Origin of the sequence: Streptomyces sp. NBC_00247 (assembly GCF_036188265.1) — a bacterium.
Taxonomy (GTDB): Bacteria; Actinomycetota; Actinomycetes; order Streptomycetales; family Streptomycetaceae; genus Streptomyces.
Genome location: NZ_CP108093.1, coordinates 4,799,683 through 4,817,485 on the forward strand (window position 1 = coordinate 4,799,683; position 17,803 = coordinate 4,817,485).

Annotated in this window: 15 protein-coding genes and 2 tRNA genes; 14 read left to right on the forward strand and 3 right to left on the reverse strand. The window is 69.6% G+C overall.

The features are described 5' to 3' along the window. The first annotated feature begins 96 nt into the window (after positions 1–96). The gene (locus OHT52_RS20715) at positions 97–597 is read left to right on the forward strand and encodes an HD domain-containing protein (RefSeq protein WP_328721674.1); all 501 of its coding nucleotides are present in this window, start codon (positions 97–99) and stop codon (positions 595–597) included. Between the two features lie 190 nt (positions 598–787). On the opposite strand, the gene OHT52_RS20720 is transcribed toward OHT52_RS20715, so the two are convergent. Continuing rightward, positions 788–1,987, reverse strand: a complete 1,200-nt coding sequence (locus OHT52_RS20720) for an acyltransferase family protein (protein ID WP_328721675.1) — start codon at positions 1,985–1,987, stop codon at positions 788–790. 502 nt (positions 1,988–2,489) lie between these two features. On the opposite strand from OHT52_RS20720, the gene OHT52_RS20725 reads away from it, so the two are divergent. After that, positions 2,490–2,684, forward strand: a complete 195-nt coding sequence (locus OHT52_RS20725) for a hypothetical protein (protein WP_328721676.1) — start codon at positions 2,490–2,492, stop codon at positions 2,682–2,684. Positions 2,685–2,907: 223 nt separating this feature from the next. On the opposite strand, the gene OHT52_RS20730 is transcribed toward OHT52_RS20725, so the two are convergent. Beyond that, positions 2,908–2,981, reverse strand: a tRNA-Gly gene (locus tag OHT52_RS20730). A 225-nt stretch (positions 2,982–3,206) separates the two neighbouring features. Between OHT52_RS20730 and OHT52_RS20735 the strand changes: the two genes are divergently transcribed. The 5 genes from OHT52_RS20735 to clpX all read left to right on the forward strand — a co-directional run bounded on the left by OHT52_RS20735 (position 3,207) and on the right by clpX (position 8,090). Next, a tRNA-Pro gene (locus OHT52_RS20735) sits at positions 3,207–3,283 on the forward strand. A gap of 148 nt (positions 3,284–3,431) precedes the next feature. Beyond that, positions 3,432–4,808, forward strand: coding sequence for a trigger factor (gene tig, locus OHT52_RS20740; RefSeq protein WP_328721677.1), 1,377 nt, complete (start codon positions 3,432–3,434; stop codon positions 4,806–4,808). A 447-nt stretch (positions 4,809–5,255) separates the two neighbouring features. Then, complete coding sequence (locus OHT52_RS20745) at positions 5,256–5,861, forward strand: ATP-dependent Clp protease proteolytic subunit (RefSeq protein ID WP_328723828.1); 606 nt, start codon at positions 5,256–5,258, stop codon at positions 5,859–5,861. An 89-nt stretch (positions 5,862–5,950) separates the two neighbouring features. Continuing rightward, complete coding sequence (locus OHT52_RS20750; protein ID WP_328723829.1) at positions 5,951–6,634, forward strand: ATP-dependent Clp protease proteolytic subunit; 684 nt, start codon at positions 5,951–5,953, stop codon at positions 6,632–6,634. 157 nt (positions 6,635–6,791) lie between these two features. Beyond that, positions 6,792–8,090, forward strand: coding sequence for an ATP-dependent Clp protease ATP-binding subunit ClpX (clpX, locus tag OHT52_RS20755; protein WP_328721678.1), 1,299 nt, complete (start codon positions 6,792–6,794; stop codon positions 8,088–8,090). A gap of 95 nt (positions 8,091–8,185) precedes the next feature. Here the strand turns inward: clpX and OHT52_RS20760 are convergent, their stop codons facing one another. Next, positions 8,186–9,223: a hypothetical protein gene (locus OHT52_RS20760; RefSeq protein WP_328721679.1), complete on the reverse strand. Its 1,038-nt coding sequence runs from the start codon at positions 9,221–9,223 to the stop codon at positions 8,186–8,188. Positions 9,224–9,360: 137 nt separating this feature from the next. Here OHT52_RS20760 and OHT52_RS20765 point away from each other — a divergent pair, with 137 nt between their 5' ends. From OHT52_RS20765 to mreD, 7 genes are all read left to right on the forward strand, one after another. Further along, the gene (locus OHT52_RS20765) at positions 9,361–11,982 is read left to right on the forward strand and encodes a valine--tRNA ligase (RefSeq protein ID WP_328721680.1); all 2,622 of its coding nucleotides are present in this window, start codon (positions 9,361–9,363) and stop codon (positions 11,980–11,982) included. Between the two features lie 148 nt (positions 11,983–12,130). After that, a complete protein-coding gene (gene folC, locus OHT52_RS20770; protein ID WP_328721681.1) occupies positions 12,131–13,663 on the forward strand; it encodes a bifunctional tetrahydrofolate synthase/dihydrofolate synthase in 1,533 nt (510 codons plus the stop codon). Between the two features lie 4 nt (positions 13,664–13,667). Continuing rightward, complete coding sequence (locus tag OHT52_RS20775; RefSeq protein WP_328721683.1) at positions 13,668–14,030, forward strand: DUF4233 domain-containing protein; 363 nt, start codon at positions 13,668–13,670, stop codon at positions 14,028–14,030. Between the two features lie 121 nt (positions 14,031–14,151). Continuing rightward, positions 14,152–14,565, forward strand: coding sequence for a nucleoside-diphosphate kinase (gene ndk, locus OHT52_RS20780; RefSeq protein ID WP_328721684.1), 414 nt, complete (start codon positions 14,152–14,154; stop codon positions 14,563–14,565). Positions 14,566–14,858: 293 nt separating this feature from the next. Continuing rightward, positions 14,859–15,878: a rod shape-determining protein gene (locus tag OHT52_RS20785; RefSeq protein ID WP_124268240.1), complete on the forward strand. Its 1,020-nt coding sequence runs from the start codon at positions 14,859–14,861 to the stop codon at positions 15,876–15,878. 121 nt (positions 15,879–15,999) lie between these two features. Beyond that, positions 16,000–17,106, forward strand: a complete 1,107-nt coding sequence (gene mreC, locus OHT52_RS20790; protein ID WP_328721685.1) for a rod shape-determining protein MreC — start codon at positions 16,000–16,002, stop codon at positions 17,104–17,106. A 10-nt stretch (positions 17,107–17,116) separates the two neighbouring features. Next, positions 17,117–17,776: a rod shape-determining protein MreD gene (gene mreD / locus OHT52_RS20795; protein WP_328721686.1), complete on the forward strand. Its 660-nt coding sequence runs from the start codon at positions 17,117–17,119 to the stop codon at positions 17,774–17,776. Positions 17,777–17,803 lie beyond the last annotated feature (27 nt).

Here is a 17,803-nt window from a genome sequence, read left to right on the forward strand (position 1 = left end):
CGTCCGGACGGGGGTGCGGGGACGGCTGTGGGCGGGCGCGGCGGGACCCGACACGACTCTTCACCCCCGGCCGGTGCGCGGCCGTAGAGTCGGCCCATGCCGGAGCCCCTGTGGACCCTGACCGAGGTGGAGGCGCTCGCCCGCGCCGCGCACGCCGCCCAGACCGACAAAGCGGGCCGCCCGTACGCCGAACACCTGGCGGCCGTGGCCGAAGGGGTACGGGCCACGGGCGGCAGCGCCGAACAGATCGCCGCCGCCTGGCTCCACGACTCCGTCGAGGACGGGGCGGTGAGCAGGGAGTGGCTGGACGGGGCGGCACTCGACCCCCGCGTCAAAGAGCTGGTGCTGGCTCTCACCCGGGGGAAGGGCGAGGAGCCTGCCGCGTACACCGCGAGGATTCTCGCCACCCCGGGTGCCTTGCTGATCAAGAGGGCGGACCTCGCCCACAACGCTGATCCGGCCCGTCTGGCGCTGCTGGAGCCGGCTACCCGTGACCGGCTGACCGAGAAATATGCCCATGTGCGGCGACTTCTGGGTCTCCAAGTCGATGAATCGTCTCCGGACCGAACGAATTCGGCCAACCCTGGCCCGAACTGAGACCGGCCCGTCCGGGCGGAGAGCTCCCGGGCGGTGACCTCCCGGGCGGTGACCTCCAGGGCCGGCGTGGGAGTCACCCCGGGAACGTCCACAAGAAGACGGTGCCACCACCCGGTGGGGCGGTGGCACCGTCTTCTTCGCCGGGTGAAGGGCCGGCGGGGCCGGCGGGTGAGCGGGTGGCCGGGGCGGGTCAGCGGGCCGCCGTGCGGGCGGCCGATCCGTCCGCCGGGCCGGGCCGGCCGGGGGCGGTACTGCGGCGGAAGGCCCAGTCCATGTCCGGCTCGGTCGCGAACCGCATCGCCCTGCGGACCGGCGGGGTGCACAGCAGCGTCACGGCGGCGGCCGCGACCACGGAGAGGAACGCCAGTCCGGCGGGGCCGGAGAGCCACGCGTTCTCGTCGATCAACCCCGCGTACTCGGCGCCCCGGATCAGGAAGCCGTGCAGAAGGTATCCGCAGATCGTTCCGGCGCCCAGCACCGAGAACCAGGTCTTCCGGGCCGGCACCCAGGACAGGAATCCGGCGGTGAGCAGCAGCGCGCACCCGAACATCAGCAGCGTCATCATGACGCCGGACCACCAGGGTGCGCCGATCTCCTGGGCGCTGTCGCTGCGGTAGAACCAGTCGAGCCGCATGTGCGGGGCCACCGCGTACGCGAAGACCAGCGCACCGGCGAACAGGGGCAGCGAGAGCAGCCGTACCTCGCGCCGGCGCACCCGCTCGAAGTGCTCGGGGCGGGCCATCACGCCCAGGACGAAGAACGGCAGGAACTGCAGGACGCGTTGCAGGTCCAGATCGTCTCCGATGCCGGGGCAGACCGAGGCGAGGGCGGCCACGGCGAGGGCGACGGGGAGCGGGTGGCGGAGCGTCCGCCAGAGCGGGGTGGTGAGCCGCCAGATGAGCAGGGCGGCCAGGAACCAGGTCAGGAAGAGCGGGTCGAGCAGAGTGATCGGCGCGTCCGGTTCGCCGCCCGCGTACCGCCTGAACAGCGAATAGGCCGTCTCGAAGACCACATAGGGGACCGCGACTCCGGTGACGAGCCGCTTCATCCTGGCCGGACTCGCGTCGAAGGACCGGGAGAAGTAACCCGAGACGAGGATGAACGCGGGCATGTGGAAGGTGTAGATGATCATGTACAGCGCGCGGGCCGCCCGGCTGTCGCCCATCACCGGCTCCCAGGAGTGCGCCACGGCGACCAGCACGATGGCCAGATACTTCACGTTGTCGAAGTACGGATCGCGCTTCCCGGCCGTCGGAGCGGACTCCGCCGACGTCGGATCGGGCGCCGGAAGAGCCGTGGCGGCGGTCGCCGCGGATCTGTGTCCGGGCTCCGGGTCCAGGGCCTCCGGCGGGAGCGTGGTCCGCTGTGTACGACTCGGAGCAGGAAGCATTCGAAAAACCTAAACCCGTCTTTCGCTTTTCTTGAAGCGCATCGGAAGCCTCGCGCCTGCCCGTCAATTCGAGGCCGAAACAGGTGAGTTATGTCCAGTATGTCGATTAAATTCCTTACCGAACCGGGCAAATCGCCTCTGGATTCAGGCGCGTGAATTACGACACCCTCCCCGATCGGGCCGTATGCGTGCGGCCTGTGGGGAGTGAGTGAATTCTTGTCGCGCGCACTTCGGGCCCGCCCCGGAGCGACGTGTGACCACCCGGGGGCGCCGTACGGCGCTTTCGCGCGGGCGGGAGACGGGCACCGCCCGCCCGCGCGCCCGGCGGTTCCGGGAGGCTCCGAGGGCGTACGGACGGCGTGAATGGCGAAAATCAGCCAGGTCGCCCCGTCAGCAGTCGGCGCCCTCACGGGAGTTGATGGCACGATGGAGTGAACGGTGGGCGCGCGACGGAGCACGCCCCCGGGCCGGCAAGGCGGACCGACCTAGGGTGTGAGCAGTCGTGGCCATTTCACTGTCTGTGGTGCTGATGTTGGCGATCATCCTGGTGGTGCTGATCCGTGGCGGATCCATCAAGGCCGGGCCGGCGATCGTCGCGATCCTCTTCGGGTTCTTCCTGGCGTCGACGGGCATGGCGCCCTCGATCAACAGGTTCATGAACTCGATAGCGGACACGATCAACCAGATCAGCTTCTGAGCCGGGCGAGCGTGCGTAGCCGGGCGACGCCTGGCGGGCGGGACTTCCGGCACGCGTCCCCGCCCGCTCGTCCCGCTCGAAGACCGCCGCGTCGCCGGCCGCCGTCCCCACGGCCGGCGACGCGGCGCGCGTCGTCCACGTGCGTCCGTCGTACGACCCGCCTACGGCGAAGGCCCGGCGCCGCGTCCGTGTGATCACGGGACGCGGCACCGGGCCTTCGTCATGGAGCGGGCGACGGGAATCGAACCCGCGTAGCTAGTTTGGAAGACTAGGGCTCTACCATTGAGCTACGCCCGCAGGACCGCACCGGAGCCGTCGATCCGGCCCCGGGTACGAAGAGCATCGTAGCGGGTCGGAGCCGGTGCCCGCACACCCGTATTCCGGGGGCGCACCCCGCCGGGGCCGGCGGTGCGCCCGGTGCGCCCCGCCCGCTGCGGTAGCCGGGGCGGGCCATCTGCCGCAGGGCCCCCGGAAAGCGGCGGAAGGGCGCCCTTTCTGCATGTACCCTCTGTGTCGCACCGACGGGGTGTGGCGCAGCTTGGTAGCGCGTCCGCTTTGGGAGCGGAAGGTCGTCGGTTCGAATCCGGCCACCCCGACCACCAGGAAGATCGCATTGGGGGAGACATCCCCCTTGCCGTTACTATGCAAATTGCGTGCCCGTGTGTCTGATGAGCCGGGCCGATCCGCGAAGCCGCCGACAGGCGGCGGGCGGGACCCCCCGAAGTCAGCCACCAAGGAGACCGAACCGTGAAGAGCGCCGTGGAGACCCTGAACCCGACCCGGGTTCGGCTCAGCATCGAGGTGCCCTTCGAGGAGCTCAAGGACAGCCTCGACGCGGCGTACAAGAAGATCAACCAGCAGGTCACGGTGAAGGGCTTCCGTAAGGGCAAGATCCCGGCCCGGGTCATCGACCAGCGGTTCGGCCGCGGTGCGGTTCTGGAGGAGGCCGTCAACGACGCCCTCCCGAAGTTCTACACCGAGGCGGTCAACGAGGGTGAGCTGAATGTCCTCGGCCAGCCCGACGTCGACATCACCGAGCTGAAGGACGGCGAGCTGCTCTCCTTCACCGCCGAGGTGGACGTGCGCCCCGAGATCGAGATCCCGGACTACTCCGGCATCGAGGTCACCGTGGACGCCCTCGAGGTCAGCGACGAGGACATCGAGAAGGCCGTGGAGCAGCTCCGCGAGCGCTTCGCGTCCACCAACCCGGTCGAGCGCGCCGCCGCCGAGGGCGACGTCGTGACGATCGACCTGCAGGCCAAGGTCGACGGCGAGATCCTGGAGGACGGCGTCGCCGACGGTGTCTCGTACACCATCGGTTCCGGCGAGCTCCTCGACGGCATCGACGAGGCCGTCACGGGCCTGGAGGCCGGTGGCGAGGTCACCTTCACCTCCGAGCTGAAGGGCGGCTCCGCCGAGGGCAAGGAAGCGGAGGTCACCGTCAAGGTCACCGCCGTCGCCGCCCGCGAACTGCCCGAGCTGGACGACGAGTTCGCCCAGATGGCGAGCGAGTTCGACACGCTGGAGGAGCTGCGCGCCGACAGCCGCAAGCGCCTGGAGAACACCAAGCAGTACGACCAGGCCACCCAGGCCCAGGAGCGCGTCCTCGAGGAGCTGCTGAAGCTCGCCGAGGTCCCGATCCCGGAGAAGCTGCTCGCGGACGAGATCAACACCCGCAAGCACAACCTGGAGCACCACCAGCTCGGCCAGATGGGCCTCGACCTGGAGAAGTTCCTGGAGATCCAGGGCAAGTCCGCCGAGGAGTTCGAGGCCGAGACCTCGGAGCAGGCCGTCAAGGGCATCAAGACCCAGTTCCTGCTGGACGAGATCGTCAACAAGGAGAAGCTGAACGTCAACCAGGAGGAGCTCACCGAGCACCTCATGCGGCGCGCTGCTTCCTCCGGCATGAGCCCCGACCAGTTCGCCCAGGCCGTCGTCGAGGGTGGCCAGGTGCCGATGCTCGTCGGCGAGGTCGCCCGCGGCAAGGCGCTCGCGCTGGTCGTCGAGGCCGCGAAGGTCACCGACACCAACGGTGAGATCGTCGACCTGGAAGACGACGAAGAGACCGAGGAGGAGACGGCCGAGGCCGCCGCCGAATCCGCCGAGGAGAAGACGGAGGCCTGAGCCTCCCTCTGATCGGCACGACTGATCCGCACGACGGGCCCCGGACGCATCACGCCGTCCGGGGCCCGTCGTCGTACCCGCCCCGGCCCGTCCGGGGCCCGTCGTCCTCTGCCCGCCCGGGGGCCCGGGGCCCGTGATCCCGCCCGCGGTGGCCCCGGGGCGCCGCCGTGGCCCCCCGGGGGGCGTGCCCGCACCCGCGGGCCCGTACCCTCCCGGGAGGGGCCTCGCGGGCCGCTCCGGAGCGGTCGCGACGAACCCTCAGAACCCTTGTGCGCACTGCGTACCTTGCGCTCCCAGCGAACAGTTATGGAAGCGGGATGGTCTTGTTCCACCTGCGCGTTAGGGTCCATGAAGAGGAAGGGTCGGGTAGTCCCGGCCCACCCGGTACGAAGACGCTGAGACGGCCGGAGCCGTCAGAGACGAGCAGGTGGATACGTGACGAATCTGATGCCCTACGCCGCCGGAGAGCCGTCCCTCGGTGGTGGCCTCGGCGACCAGGTCTACAGCCGACTGCTCGGCGAGCGCATCATCTTCCTCGGTCAGCAGGTCGACGATGACATCGCCAACAGGATCACCGCACAGTTGCTGCTCCTTGCCGCCGACCCCGACAAGGACATCTACCTCTACATCAACAGCCCCGGTGGCTCGGTGACGGCCGGCATGGCGGTCTACGACACCATGCAGTACATCCCGAACGACGTCGTCACCATCGGCATGGGCATGGCGGCCTCGATGGGCCAGTTCCTGCTCACCGGCGGGGCCGCGGGCAAGCGCTTCGCGCTCCCGAACACCGACATCCTCATGCACCAGGGTTCGGCCGGCATCGGCGGTACCGCCTCGGACATCAAGATCCAGGCGCAGTACCTGCTCCGCACCAAGACGCGGATGGCGGAGATCACCGCCCGCCACTCCGGCCAGACCGTCGAGACGATCATCCGCGACGGCGACCGCGACCGCTGGTACACCGCCGAGGAGGCCAAGGAGTACGGCCTCATCGACGAGATCATCACGGCCGCGTCGGGCATCCCGGGCGGCGGCGGCACCGGCGCCTGATCCGGCCCGCACCGGACGGCACCGCGCCCGCACACCTCTCGTACGCCAAGAACATGCGCCGAGAAACCAGCCCACAGAACGCCACCAGGATGGTGAAGACCCACATGAACAACTTCCCCGGCGCCTCCGCGAGCGGCCTCTACACCGGCCCGCAGGTGGACAACCGCTACATCGTGCCGCGCTTCGTGGAGCGCACCTCGCAGGGCGTGCGCGAGTACGACCCCTACGCGAAGCTCTTCGAGGAGCGCATCATCTTCCTCGGCGTGCAGATCGACGACGCCTCGGCCAACGACGTGATGGCGCAGCTGATGTGCCTGGAGTCGATGGACCCGGACCGGGACATCTCGATCTACATCAACAGCCCCGGCGGCTCGTTCACCGCGCTCACCGCGATCTACGACACGATGCAGTTCGTGAAGCCGGACATCCAGACCGTCTGCATGGGCCAGGCCGCCTCCGCCGCCGCCATCCTGCTGGCCGCCGGTACCCCGGGCAAGCGCATGGCGCTCCCGCACGCCCGTGTCCTGATCCACCAGCCGTCCTCGCAGACCGGCCGTGAGCAGCTCTCCGACCTGGAGATCGCGGCCAACGAGATCCTGCGCATGCGCACCCAGCTGGAGGAGATGCTGGCGAAGCACTCGACCACCCCGCTGGAGAAGATCAGCGAGGACATCGAGCGCGACAAGATCCTGACGGCCGAGGAGGCCCTGGCGTACGGTCTGGTGGACCAGATCGTCACCACCCGTAAGACCTCGGCCGGAGCCGCGGTCTGACCTCGGTCTTTTCCCCTTGGCACGCTCAACCGCCCGGTCTCGGGCCGAGTGAACCGTGCCAAGGGGGGCCCGAACGGGGGGCCAGGCAAGGTACCGTCGAATAGAGGCACCAGGAGTCGCTGAACCAGGCGTCTCCCAGGCGAAGGGGAAGCACCTCGTGGCACGCATCGGTGATGGCGGCGACCTGCTCAAGTGCTCGTTCTGCGGAAAGAGCCAGAAGCAGGTGAAGAAGCTCATCGCGGGACCCGGTGTGTACATCTGCGACGAGTGCATCGATCTCTGCAACGAGATCATCGAAGAGGAACTCGCCGAGACCTCGGAAGTGCGCTGGGAGGAACTCCCCAAGCCACGCGAGATCTACGAGTTCCTGGAGGGGTACGTCGTCGGGCAGGAGCCCGCGAAGAAGGCCCTGTCCGTCGCGGTGTACAACCACTACAAGCGGGTCCAGGCCGGGGAGAACGGCGGCGGTTCCAGCCGGGACGACGCCATCGAGCTCGCCAAGTCGAACATCCTCCTGCTGGGCCCCACGGGTTCCGGCAAGACCCTGCTGGCGCAGACACTGGCCCGCATGCTCAACGTCCCGTTCGCCATCGCCGACGCGACGGCGCTGACGGAGGCCGGCTACGTCGGCGAGGACGTCGAGAACATCCTGCTGAAGCTGATCCAGGCGGCCGACTACGACGTCAAGAAGGCCGAGACCGGGATCATCTACATCGACGAGATCGACAAGGTCGCCCGCAAGAGCGAGAACCCGTCGATCACGCGCGACGTCTCGGGCGAGGGCGTGCAGCAGGCGCTGCTGAAGATCCTGGAGGGCACCACCGCCTCCGTGCCGCCGCAGGGCGGCCGGAAGCACCCGCACCAGGAGTTCATCCAGATCGACACGACGAACGTCCTGTTCATCGTGGGCGGCGCCTTCTCCGGCCTGGAGAAGATCATCGAGTCCCGGTCCGGCGCCAAGGGCATCGGCTTCGGCGCGACGATCCGGTCCAAGCTGGAGATCCAGGCGAGCGACCAGTTCCAGGAGGTCATGCCGGAGGACCTGGTCAAGTTCGGCATGATCCCCGAGTTCATCGGCCGGCTCCCCGTCCTCACCTCGGTGCACAACCTGGACCGTGAGGCGCTGCTCCAGATCCTCATCGAGCCGCGGAACGCCCTGGTGAAGCAGTACCAGCGGCTCTTCGAACTCGACGGTGTGGAGCTGGACTTCGAGCGCGAGGCGCTGGAGGCCATCGCCGACCAGGCGATCCTGCGCCAGACCGGCGCCCGCGGCCTGCGCGCCATCATGGAGGAAGTCCTCCAGTCCGTGATGTACGAGGTGCCGTCCCGCAAGGACGTCGCCCGCGTGGTCATCACCCCGGACGTGGTCCGCAACAACGTGAACCCCACGCTGGTCCCGCGCGAGCCGCGCACGATCGGCAAGAACGACGGCGGCAGGCACGAGAAGTCCGCGTAACTCCCGCCCGGTACGACGCGCGAGGGGCGCCCGGCCATCGGCCGGGCGCCCCTCGCGCGTCGAGTCTCCGGTGACCCGGATGATCCCTGCGCGACTCAGATCTTGGTGCGGGAGGTGTTGTAGAGCTTCGCCGCGAGAGCCGCCGCGTCCTCCTGGCTCATCGGCTTGTTGGTCATGGCGCCACCGATGTCGAAGCCGATCACCACGCCCACGGTGCTGTAGTCGGCCCAGACGCAGACCGGCATGGTCATCTCCTTGGGGCCCTTCTCGGCGGAGCCGTCGGCCTCGGAGTTGACGATCTTGGCGTCCTGGCACTTCATCAGGGCGCCCTTGAAACCGGCCGGCTCGACCTTCTTGGGGCTTCCGACCAGCGATCCCTGGGAGTCCTCGCTGGACGCCGCCTCCTTCGCGGCACTCGCGAAGGACGCGTTGATGGTCTTCTCCGGATCCGCGATCTCGCCCCAGCTGCCCTCCACGATCAGCATTTTCGTGGTGAGCGGGTTCGTCTCCAGGTCGCCGCTCACGTACTCGGTGGAGACCTTGCTGGGGTTCTTGATCCCCATCGCCTCGGCGTCGGTCTTGTCCTTGCCGGTCATCGCCTTGCCCGGCTCGTCCTCCGAGGTGTCGCGCTTGTACGCCTCCACCGAATCGGGGGGCGTGATCTTGTACCCCTTCGTGGAGTCGGCCACGTCACTGTTGCCGCCGCCCGAGGTCAGCAGGTACGCCCCGCCGGCGATGACCGCCAGCGCCACGACGACGGCTGCGACGATCAGGCCGGTCCGCTTCTTCTTGGGCTGCTCGAACGGAGGCATGCCCGGCTGACCCGGGTAGGCCGGCTGGCCGCCGTACGGGGGAGTGGGCGGCTGCTGCCCGTACGGTCCCGGCTGCTGGCCGTACGGACCGGGCTGCTGGCCCTGCGGGTAGCCGTAGCCCTGCGCGGGCGGGGCCGGGGGCTGCTGCGGGGGGACGCCCTGGGGGGCCTGCTGCGGGTAGCCGTAGCCGGGCTGACCGCCCTGCGGCGGCTGGCCGTACGGGTTCGGCTGCTGGCCGTACGGACCGGGCTGCTGGCCGTAGGGTCCGGGCTGACCCTGCGGCGGCTGGCCGCCGTACGGACCCGGCTGGTTGTCGCTCATGACGCTGTCCCCTCCAGAATGCTTATGCGTTCCGAACATCCTCGCGGAAGCCGCCCCCGTGTGGGACACCGGAGGGCACACCGTTACTGAACAAACCGGTTTCGGAGCAGGACTGTGACGGCCCTAAACTGTCTCCCGTGACCGAGAACTCATCGCATGCGCCAGCCAGCAACCCCGAACTGCCGACCCAGTACGCGCCGGCCGAGGTAGAGGGGGAGCTGTACGAGCGCTGGGTGGAGCGCGGTTACTTCACGGCGGACGCCACGAGCGACAAGCCCCCGTACACCATCGTCATCCCGCCGCCGAACGTCACGGGCTCCCTGCACCTCGGCCACGCCTTCCAGCACACGCTGATGGACGCCCTGACCCGCCGCAAGCGGATGCAGGGCTTCGAGGCCCTGTGGCTGCCGGGCATGGACCACGCGGGCATCGCCACCCAGAACAAGGTCGAGCAGCAGCTCGGCGAGGAGGGCAAGTCCCGCCACGACCTGGGGCGCGAGGAGTTCGTCGAGCGCGTCTGGCAGTGGAAGGAAGAGTACGGCGGCAAGATCCTCGGCCAGATGCGCCGTCTCGGCGACGGAGTCGACTGGTCCCGCGAGCGTTTCACCATGGACGAGGGCCTCTCGGCCGCCGTCCAGACCGTCTTCAAGAAGATGTACGACGACGAGCTGATCTACCGCGCCGAGCGCATCATCAACTGGTGCCCGCGCTGTCTGACGGCCATCTCGGACATCGAGGTCGACTACCAGGACGACGACGGCGAGCTCGTCTCCCTCCAGTACGGCGAGGGCGAGGAGACGCTGGTCGTCGCCACCACCCGCGCCGAGACGATGCTCGGCGACACCGCGGTCGCCGTCCACCCGGACGACGAGCGCTACGCGCACCTCGTCGGCAAGCGGATCAAGCTTCCGCTCACCGACCGCACGATCCCCGTCGTCGCCGACACGCACGTCGACCCGGAGTTCGGCACGGGCGCCGTCAAGGTGACCCCGGCGCACGACCCGAACGACTTCGCGATCGGCCAGCGCCACGGTCTGGAGTCGCTGACCGTCATGGACGAGCGGGGCGTCATCACCGTCCCCGGTCCGTTCGAGGGCCTCGACCGTTTCGAGGCCCGGTCCGCCATCGTCGGCGCGCTGCGCGAGCAGGGCCGCATCGTGGCCGAGAAGCGTCCGTACGTCCACTCCGTCGGACACTGCTCCCGCTGCCGTACGACGGTCGAGCCCCGGCTCTCCCTCCAGTGGTGGGTCAAGGTCGAGACCCTCGCCAAGGACGCCGGTGACGCGGTCCGCGACGGCCGGGTCGCGATCCACCCCAAGGACATGGAGAAGCGGTACTTCGACTGGGTCGACAACCTCCGCGACTGGTGCATCTCGCGCCAGCTCTGGTGGGGCCACCGCATCCCCGTCTGGTACGGCCCCGAGGGTCAGGTCGTCTGCGTCGGCCCCGACGAGCAGCCGCCCACGGGCGAGGGATGGACCCAGGACACCGACGTCCTGGACACCTGGTTCTCCTCCGGCCTGTGGCCGTTCTCCACGCTGGGCTGGCCGGAGAAGACGCCGGACCTCAAGAAGTTCTATCCGACCGACGTCCTCGTCACCGGCCACGACATCATCTTCTTCTGGGTCGCCCGGATGATGATGTTCGGCCTGTACGTCATGGACGGGGAGGTCCCGTTCAAGACGATCGCCCTCACCGGCCTCGTCCGCGACGAGCGCGGCAAGAAGATGTCGAAGTCCTTCGGCAACGTCGTCGACCCGCTCGACTGGATGGACACGTACGGCTCCGACGCCGTCCGCTTCACCCTCGCCAGGGGCGCCAACCCGGGCACCGACGTCCCGATCGGCGAGGACTGGGTCCAGGCGTCCCGGAACTTCGCCAACAAGATCTGGAACGCCACCCGCTTCGCGATGATGAACGGCGCGACCGTGGAGGGAGACCTCCCGCCGGTCGAGCAGCTCTCGGCCACCGACCGGTGGATCCTGTCGCGCCTGAACAAGACGGTCTCCGCCGCCGACGCGTTCTACGACGACTTCCAGTTCGCCAAGCTCAGCGACGCCCTCTACCACTTCGCGTGGGACGAGGTCTTCGACTGGTACGTCGAGCTGTCGAAGACCACGTTCTTCGCCGGCGGCGAGCAGGCCAAGGTCTCCGGCCGGGTCCTCGGCGAGGTCCTCGACGTGACGCTGCGGCTGCTCCACCCGATCGTGCCGTTCGTCACCGAGACGCTCTGGACCACCCTCACCGGTGGCGAGTCCGTCGTCGTCGCCGACTGGCCGAAGGACTCCGGCTTCCGCGACGAGGCGGCCGAGGCCGAGATCGAGCTGGTCCAGCAGGTCGTCACCGAGGTCCGCCGCTTCAAGGGCGACCAGGGTCTCAAGGCCGGCCAGAAGGTCCCGGCCCGGCTGACCCTGACCGGCACGGCGCTCGCCCCGCACGAGGCGGCCATCCGCCAGCTGCTCCGTCTCCAGCCGGCCGAGGAGGGCTTCCACGCCACCGCCACCCTGCCGGTGGCCGGTGCGCAGGTCGCCCTCGACCTGTCCGGGACCATCGACGTCGAGGCCGAGCGCAAGCGCCTCACGAAGGACCTGGGCGCCGCCGGGAAGGAGAAGGCCCAGGCCGAGGGCAAGCTCGGCAACGAGGCCTTCCTCGCCAAGGCGCCGGACAACGTGGTCGGGAAGATCCACGCCCGGCTCGCCAAGGCGAACGCCGACATCGAGCGGATCACCGCCCAGCTGGCGAACCTGCCGCAGGGCTGATTGACCCGGGCGAGGCCCCCGTACCCCTGACGACCAAGGGGTGCGGGGGCCTCGCCGTTCCCGGTGCGGGGGCCTCGCCGTTCCCGTCCCAGGCGGCCCGCCACGGGCGCTGCGCGCGATGTCCGCGGCGATCCGTAGACTGGGCCCCGTGAGTGAGCCCCGCCCTTCAGACCGGCACGACGCGTCAGAGTCCGACGACACCTTCGCGGAGATCGTGGACGAAGCAACCCAGCGCGACCCCGACCTGGCGGTGATCGAGGCCGGGAGCCGCACCCTGCGCACCCAGTCCGGGCCGCCCGTGTCGGACGCGCCCCCGGCCATGCCCGCGGACCCCGAGACCGCCAAGGCGCTGCGCGCCGTGGAGCAGGAGCTGGCCGGCCGCTGGGGTGAGACCAAGCTCGAACCCTCCGTCACCCGGATCGCCGCCCTGATGGACGTGCTCGGCGAGCCCCAGCGCGCGTACCCCTCCATCCACATCACCGGGACGAACGGCAAGACCAGCACGGCCCGCATGATCGAGGCCCTGCTCAACGCCTTCGACCTGCGCACCGGCCGCTACACCTCGCCGCACGTGCAGTCGATCACCGAGCGGATCAGCCTGGACGGTTCCCCGATCGCCCCCGAGCGGTTCGTCGAGACGTACCAGGACATCAAGCCGTACGTCGAGATGGTCGACGCCCAGCAGCCGTACCGCCTCTCCTTCTTCGAGGTGCTGACGGGCATGGCGTACGCGGCCTTCGCCGACGCGCCGGTCGACGTCGCCGTGGTCGAGGTCGGCATGGGCGGCACCTGGGACGCCACCAACGTGATCGACGCGAGCGTCGCCGTCGTCACCCCCATCTCGCTCGACCACACCGACCGGCTCGGCAACACGCCCGCCGAGATCGCCGGGGAGAAGTCCGGGATCATCAAGCAGGGCGCGACGGTCGTACTGGCCCAGCAGCCGGTGGACGCCGCCCAGGTGATGCTCAAGAAGGCCGTCGAGGTCGACGCGACGGTGGCCCGCGAGGGCATGGAGTTCGGAGTCGTCTCCCGCGAGATCGCGGTCGGCGGCCAGCTGCTGACACTGCGCGGACTCGGTGGCCCGGCCTCCGAGTACACCGACGTCTTCCTCCCGCTGTACGGCGCCCACCAGGCGCACAACGCCGCGGTGGCGCTCGCCGCGGTGGAGGCGTTCTTCGGTATCGGCGGTGAGCAGACCCGCTCGCTCGACATCGACGCGATCCGCACGGCCTTCGCCTCGGTCCGCTCGCCCGGCCGCCTGGAAGTCGTCCGCTCCAGCCCGACCGTCGTCCTGGACGCCGCCCACAACCCGGCCGGCGCCCGTGCCTCCGCCGAGGGTCTGACCGAGGCCTTCAGCTTCTCCCGGCTCATCGGTGTCGTCGGCGCCAGCGACGACAAGGACGTGCGCGGACTCCTCGAAGCCTTCGAGCCGATCTTCGCCGAGATCGTCGTCACCCAGAACTCCAGCGCCCGGGCGATGGACGCGGACGCCCTGGCCGCCGTCGCCGTCGAGGTCTTCGGCGACGAGCGCGTCCAGGTGGAGCCCCGGCTCGACGACGCGCTGGAAGCGGCGATCACCCTCGCCGAGGAAGAGGACGAATACGCGGGCGCCGGCGTGCTGGTGACCGGTTCCGTGATCACGGTCGGCGAGGCCCGGCTGCTTCTGGGAAGGGGCTGACCCTGTGCGTACGCTCTGCGCGTCGACGCTGATCGGCGAGTTCTTCGTGATCGGCTTCGCCGGACTCGTCGCGATGAAGTCCGACGACCTGACGACCGCGACCGTCTGGACCGTGTGCGGCATCGGCATGCTGCTCTCCGTCCTGCTCTGCGGCATGCTCGGCCGGCCCGGCGGTGTCGCGCTGGGCTGGGCGCTGCAGATCGCGCTCGTGGTGAGCGGTGTCTTCGTGCCGGTGATGTACTTCCTCGGCGTCGCCTTCGCCGCCCTGTGGTGGGCGTCGGTGCACTACGGCCGGAAGATCGACGAGGCGAAGGCCCGATGGGCGGCCATGGAGGCCGCCTCCCGGACCGCTCCGGCGGCCGGCTGACCCGCGGGGCAGTCCTGCGCCACCCCGGGCCCGACGCGGCGCAACCCCACCCGTCGGCGCTCGGGCCGGCCCCTGTAATCTCGCTCTCCCGCACCCCGTCACTCGCAAGGAGCCGCTCCACATGACCCAGCGCACCCTCGTTCTCCTCAAGCCGGACGCGGTCCGGCGTGGGCTGATCGGTGAGATCGTCGGCCGCATCGAGCGCAAGGCGGGCTGGCGGATCACCGCCCTGGAGATGCGCACGCTCGACGGGGACACGCTGGAAGCCCACTACGGCGAGCACCGGGGCCGCCCGTTCTACGAGCCGCTCGTGGAGTTCATGGCCTCCGGTCCCGTCGTGGCCCTGGTCGCCGAGGGCGAGCGGGTCATCGAGGGCGTCCGCGCCCTGGCCGGCCCGACCGACCCGATCGCCGCCGCGCCCGGTTCCGTCCGCGGCGACTTCGGGACGATCACCCGCGAGAACCTCATCCACGCCTCGGACTCCGAGGAGTCCGCGGAGCGGGAGCTGAAGCTTTTCTTTCCGGGTCTGTCCTGACGGTTGATCGGCCAAACAGCGCTGCTGACCCGGGGCGACCGAATTAATTCGGTCGCCCTTCGGTATACGTGGTCCGATCGCGGGAACGCATCCCACCGACGTAACGTCACCATAGGTGGAGCGCGTAGCCGTTCCACCCGGTAAGGCGAATGCCCCTCGCGCTGTGTCCGTGCACCCGGCACTACGATGGAAGCTTCCACACCCGCAGCGCGCCGGATTCGCCGACCAGATCCAGCCATCATGCTTTCTTCGGGAAGGCACCGCCGCATCCTCATGGGGAACAAGGGGAATCAATGTCGTTCATCGGTCGTGACATGGCTATCGACCTCGGGACTGCCAACACGCTGGTGTACGTCAGGGGGCGCGGCATCGTCCTGAACGAGCCGTCCGTCGTGGCCATCAACACCAACACCGGCGGCATCCTCGCGGTCGGCTCCGAGGCCAAGAAGATGATCGGCCGTACGCCGGGCAACATCGTTGCCGTGCGGCCGCTGAAGGACGGCGTCATCGCCGACTTCGAGATCACCGAGCGGATGCTCCGCTACTTCATCCTCAAGATCCACAAGCGTCGCTACCTGGCCCGCCCGCGGGTCGTCGTCTGCGTGCCCTCCGGCATCACGGGGGTCGAGCGCCGCGCCGTCATCGAGGCGTCGACGCAGGCAGGTGCCCGCCAGGTGCACATCATCGAGGAGCCCATGGCGGCGGCCATCGGCTCCGGCCTCCCCGTCCACGAGGCCACCGGCAACATGGTCGTCGACATCGGCGGCGGCACCACCGAGGTCGCGGTGATCTCCCTCGGCGGAATCGTCACTGCCCAGTCGATCCGGGTCGCCGGCGACGAACTGGACAACGCGATCATCCAGCACATCAAGAAGGAGTACTCCCTCCTCCTCGGTGAGCGCACCGCCGAACAGATCAAGATCACGATCGGTTCCGCGTACGACATGGACAAGGACGAGCACACCGAGATCCGCGGGCGTGACCTCGTCTCCGGACTGCCCAAGACGGTCGTCATCTCGGCCGCCGAGGTCCGCAAGGCCATCGAGGAGCCGGTCAACGCGATCGTCGACGCCGTGAAGACCACGCTCGACAAGTGCCCGCCCGAGCTCTCCGGCGACGTGATGGACCGCGGCATCGTCCTCACCGGCGGTGGCGCGCTGCTGCGCGGGCTGGACGAGCGGCTGCGCCGCGAGACGGGCATGCCGATCCACATCGCCGAGGACCCGCTGGACTCGGTGGCGCTCGGATCGGGCAAGTGCGTCGAGGAGTTCGAGGCGCTCCAGCAGGTCCTGGACGCGCAGCCCCGGCGGTAGCCGGGGCCGGCCCCTTCCCTTGACACACCTTCGGTCTGCCGTGCGGGCGCTGCCGCCCCGTACGGCAGATCGTTGATATACAGGCACGAACATTCCTACGAGGAAGGCACGGCCGCCGCACGTGAGGGACACACGAGAGAGCCGGCTGCTCCTGGTGCTGCTGATCGTCATCGCGTTCGCACTGATCACGGTGGACATCCGCGGCGGCGAGGACTCGCCGGTGGACGGCGCCAGGCAGGCCGCCGCGACGGTCTTCGGACCCGTCGAGAACGGTGTGGCGGCGGCGGTGGACCCGGTGGGCAACGCCATCGGCGCCGTCCGGGACTCCGGCGACCGGCACGACCGGATCGCGGCCCTGGAGAAGGAGAACGCGGCGCTCAAGACGGAGCTCGGCAGCGACGCCCGCACCAACAGCCGGGTCCGCCAGCTCGACGCCATCCTGAAGAACGCCGACGCCGGCCAGTACGGCATCAAGGGCGCCCAGGTCATCGCCATAGGAGCGGCCCAGGGCTTCTCCTGGACGATCACCATCGACGCGGGCTCCAAGGACGGCGTCGCCCGCGACATGACCGTCCTCAACGGCGAGGGACTCGTCGGCCGCGTCACCACCGTCGGCCCGAACACGGCGACCGTACTCCTCGCCAACGACCCGGACTTCACCGTCGGGACCCGGATGGAGGCGACCGACGAACTCGGCTTCGCCACCGGCCAGGGCAACAGCCCGCTCTCGGTGCAGTTCCTCAACGGCAAGGCGAAGGTGGCCGAGGGAGACCGGCTCGTCACCTTCGGCTCCAGCAAGGACAAGCCGTTCGTGCCCGGCGTCCCGGTCGGCGAGGTCGTCCGCGTCGACCCGTCCGGCGGCGATCTCACCCGTACCGTCTACGTCAAGCCGTTCGTCGGCTTCACCAAGCTCGACATCGTCGGCATCGTCGTCCAGGCCCCGCGCACGGACCCGCGCGACGCGGTCCTGCCGAAGAAGCCCGCCAAGCCGGCCAAGCCGAAGCCCACCCCCACCGTCACCGTGACCGTCCAGCCCAACGGCGACCTCGTCGACGGCAACGGCAAGGTCGTCGGCAACATCCACCAGACGCCCGGCGCGACGGCCTCGGGCCAGGCAGCCGGTGCCACCGACGTCGCCACGCTGCCCGCCACCGACGCCGACGCGAACACCGACGCCGATACAGACGCTGCCGCCGACCCAGACGGCCAGGCAGACGACCAGGAGTAGGGCTGATCCCATGCGCTTGAACCGGACGCTGCTCTCCGTCGCCCTCGTCGTGATCGCCCTCGTGGTCCAGGTCTCCGTACTCGCCAGACTCCAGCTCCCCGGAGCCGTCCCCGACCTGCTGCTGCTCACCGTCCTCGGACTCGCCTTCGTGTACGGCCACGTCAGCGGGGCGCTGATCGGCTTCGGCGCGGGTCTGCTCGCCGACCTGGCCCCGCCCGCCGACCACGCCGCCGGGCGCTACGCCCTGGTGCTCTGCGTCATCGGCTACCTCGCGGGGCTGGTCCGGCCGGAGAACGGGCAGCTCAAGTCGGCTTTCGGCCCGATGGCGTTCGTCGTCGTGGCGGCCGTCGGCACCACCCTGCTGTACGCGCTCGTGGGCGCCCTGGTCGGTGACACCGCGGCCCGGCACGTCGGCCTCACCAGCCTGGTGTTCACGGCCACCGTGTACGACCTGCTGCTCGCGCCGTTCGTCGTACCGCTGATCATGGGGCTCGCCAGACGCACCGAGAACGACCCGGTCTCCGAGTCGGCCGGCGGCGACGTCTCCGCCGGCTGGCTCTCCTCGGGCACCGGCCTGACGATCGGCAACCAGCGCGGCGGACTCCGGGTCCGGGCCGCCCGCAATCGCGCCGCGCGCGCGGGAAGGATCAAGGGGGTCAAGCGACTGTGAGGCCGGACCAGCACCCGAGCACCACCG